2 pseudogenes are annotated in these 3779 nt (G+C 35.5%); both read right to left on the bottom strand.

Features of this window, described 5'->3' with window-relative positions:
• Positions 1-1328, bottom strand: a pseudogene (locus BXU11_RS16800) (acyl-CoA dehydrogenase family protein); the annotation flags it as partial.
• Positions 1321-3638 (bottom strand): annotated as a pseudogene (locus BXU11_RS16795) (phosphoenolpyruvate carboxylase); the annotation flags it as partial. The pseudogenes BXU11_RS16800 and BXU11_RS16795, both read right to left, overlap by 8 nt.
• Positions 3639-3779: the final 141 nt, after the last annotated feature.

Genomic DNA, 3779 nt, shown 5'->3' with positions numbered 1-3779 from the left:
ACCGCTCCACCAGCAACCATCAAGAAAGCTTTCTTCAATTTGCCAATCATTTCTTTTTCTTCAGCAAATAATTCAGAATAATCAGGTGTTTCGAAAGAAGGAATTCCCATTAACTCCGCTTGTACTTCAGAAGCTGGTCCTAATAAATCTACGTGACCTTTCATAGCTTTTTTGATCAACATACCTACAGATAGCATACGGTTGATTTCGTTCGTTCCTTCGTAGATACGAGCGATACGTGCATCTCTCCAAGCACTTTCCATCGGAGTATCTTCAGAGAATCCCATTCCACCAAAAATTTGTATACCTTCATCAGAACAGTTTTGAACGTCTTCAGAAACCGCTACTTTCAAGATAGAGCACTCGATAGCATATTCTTCCACTCCTTTTAATTCCGCTTCTTGATGCGTTGATCCAGCTGCTTCACGCTCGATGATTCTGTCTTCGATATCTTTTGCTGCACGATATGAAGCACTTTCACCAGCGTAGCATGAAGTTGCCATTTCAGCTAATTTCGCACGGATAGCTCCAAATTGAGAAATAGAAGTGTTGAACTGAATTCTTTCATTTGAATATTTTACAGACTCCGTAATTACTCTTCTCTGAGCGTCCAAACAAGCTGCTGCCAATTTGATACGTCCCACGTTCAACGCATTCATCGCAATTTTGAATCCGTTACCTCTTTCAGATAACATGTTTTCAACAGGAACTTTAGTATCATTAAAGAACACCTGACGTGTAGAAGAAGAACGAATACCTAATTTGTGTTCCTCTTCATTCATAGAAATTCCGTTAGCTGGATCGTTTTCTACGATGAAACCTGTAATGTTTTTGTCATCACCAATTCTTGCGAAAACGATGAAAAGCGAACAAAATCCTGCGTTAGAAATCCACATTTTTGTCCTGTGATGCTGTAATATTTTCCATCTTCAGATAAAACTGCTTTTGTTTTTCCAGAGTTAGCATCCGATCCAGCACCTGGCTCAGTCAAACAATACGCACCAAACCACTCACCTGAAGCCAATTTTGGAACATACTTTAATTTTGTTCTTCTGTACCATACAAAGTAATTGGCATAGTTCCAATACCTGTGTGTGCTCCAAATGCAGTTGAAAATGATCCAGTAGCTCCAGAGATATAGTCACAAACCAACATAGTCGATACGAATCCCATTCCTAATCCGCCATAAGCTTCTGGAACAGCTACGCCAAGTAAACCTAGTTCACCAGCTTTACGCATGGTTTCTTCAGTATAAGCGTAATCTTTTTCTCAAAACGAGCTTTATGAGCCCATAATTCTTTGTCTACGAACTCTTTTACAGATGATTTGCCAAAATTCACCAAAAACAGGATCTTTTCGCATGTAGGCGGTTAATGGAAAGAATGATTTTGCTAGTGACATCATACTGTTTTCAAGTAGTGTTTTAACAAATAAGGAATTTTTATACAGATCCTGTACTTTATCCCATTCATTATTATCTTCAAAATATTTTAAAGCAGTACCTACTCCAAAAAAACCGGGTACATTTTGTTTTAATTGACTCCAAGACCCCACAAATGGAATCGCTCTCAAATCGCTAAACTCCAATTGCTCCGCGGTACTTCTTTTGGAAGGTCGGCTACCAATATTAGTTTTGGCGTAGTATTTTAGCGTACTCATTTTTTCTAAATAAGGAATAAATTGAGGGTGATTTTTTAAGCCCAAATATTTATTATACCCTAATTCTGCTAATTTATCTAATATCAAAAGCTCTTGCTCCGACAAGATGTTTTTGGTTTTGCTAAATACTTGATTGGTTACGCCTGCACTTAAAAGATTTTCTAAATTATAGCGACAAGAATCTAGCGTTCCAAAATTAGAGCTAATGGTTTGTCCTTGAATGGTAATTTGTATTTCTTTATTTTCGATTTTCGATCCTAAAGAAGCATAAAACTGATGTGTTTTTCCTCCACCACGAGCTGGTGGTCCACCTCGACCGTCAAAAAATGCAACTTGTACGTCGTATTTTCTAGAGATTTCGGTAAGCGCAATTTTTGCTTTGTAAATACTCCAGTTCGCCATTAAATAACCGCCATCTTTGGTACCATCAGAAAACCTAGCATGATGGTTTGTTTGTTGCTTCTATTTTTTAAGTGCTGAGTGTAAGCAGGATTGGTATATAATTTCTCCATTACTTCGTGTGCATGCTGCAAATCATCTACCGATTCAAATAGCGGGATAATGTCAAGAGCGGCATTCTCCCAATCAGATAATTTAATCAGGGCGAAGGTTTCCATTACATTCAAAGCACTTTCGTTATTACTAATAATATAACGATTGGCTCCAAATTCACCATTATTAGCTTGAATACTTTTTATCGCTCTTATAGATTCTAAAGTCAATCGAGTAATGTCATTTTCAAAAGTACTCGGGTCTAAATTTCCTGATACTTTATTAAGGATTTCAAATTTTTCCTTCTCTGATAGACTAAAATAATTTGCTGGAAAAATAGGATCCGCTTGTTTTACACAAAAATCAACAACATCTTTAAAAACGGCATCGTGAATTTTACTATTTTGTCTGATATCTAACGTTGCGAAATGGAATCCAAACAAATTAACGCGAATTAATAGCGCCTCGATTTCATCCAAATACAAGGACTGATGCTGCTCAATTATAATGGTTTTAATTTTCCAAATCTGTTCTTTAAATTCTTCAAGTGTAATAAAAATATCACCTTTGGAGTAGAAAACGGAACGATACAGTTTTTGTTCTAACTCAGTTATGAGTACATCAACACCTGAAAAAGTAAGTTTTCTTTTTAATCTTCTAATTTCAAAGTAGTAGCATTTTAAGATGGAAGTTCTTAGTCTTTCGGCTACTTTTAAAGTGATATCTGTGGTAACAAAAGGGTTACCATCACGATCTCCACCAGGCCAAAAGCCTAATTTAATCAGTGGATTTTGAATGGTTCTGTTATTGAAAATATTTTTCTCTAAATAATGTATCATTTCACCTGCTGTATTATAAAATACATTTTCAAGGTACCAAATCAAGCTTATAGCTTCGTCAAAAGGATTCGGTTTTTCTTTTTGAATGAAAGGTGTTTTTCCTAATTGCGCTAAAAGTTGTTTGATTTCAATTAAATCATTTTTTCGGATGGCTTCGGTCAAATCATTGATGATTCCTAATACAGCACCAGGATAAAATTGTGTAGGATGCGCTGTTAGAACGGTGCGTACATTAAAATTTTCAAGAAAATCAATGAGTTCTTCTTGTTTGTTTTTAGCTTCTGATTTTTCTTTTACATCTCGCAAAGACCCTCTACCGTCCATATTGTTTACGGATGAAAAAGCGGCGTCTTCAATCGCATCAAACAATACAATTTGACGTTCGATGTATTGAATAAAACGAAACATCAAATCAATAGCTTCAGCTTCTGAGGCAGTACTCAAGTATTTTGAGGCAAAAAAATTGACAATCTCTTTAGGTGTTTCTTGTTTTTTAAAACCTTTTTCACATATATCAGTAAATAAAGGAAGCAAAACTCCAGTATTATCTACCGAATCAAAAGGTAATGTAATGAAAACACTATTGTAAATGTTGTATTTTGAGAGTACATCTCGATGGAAACGCTCTATTTTAGGTAATGTATTCATGAATTATGGTTTGTTTTTTAGTAGTTTAATAAGTTGGTCAAAAAAAAACCCCAAGAAAACTTGAGGTTGTATTTTTTAACTATACGCATTCAAGCCTCTTACATCTCTTTGAAGATGGTGTGCATTAAACGCTTTTTATCA

Origin of the sequence: Flavobacterium sp. LM5 (assembly GCF_002017945.1) — a bacterium.
GTDB classification, from domain to species: domain Bacteria; phylum Bacteroidota; class Bacteroidia; order Flavobacteriales; family Flavobacteriaceae; genus Flavobacterium; species Flavobacterium succinicans.
This window is presented reverse-complemented; position numbering and strand designations above follow the sequence as displayed.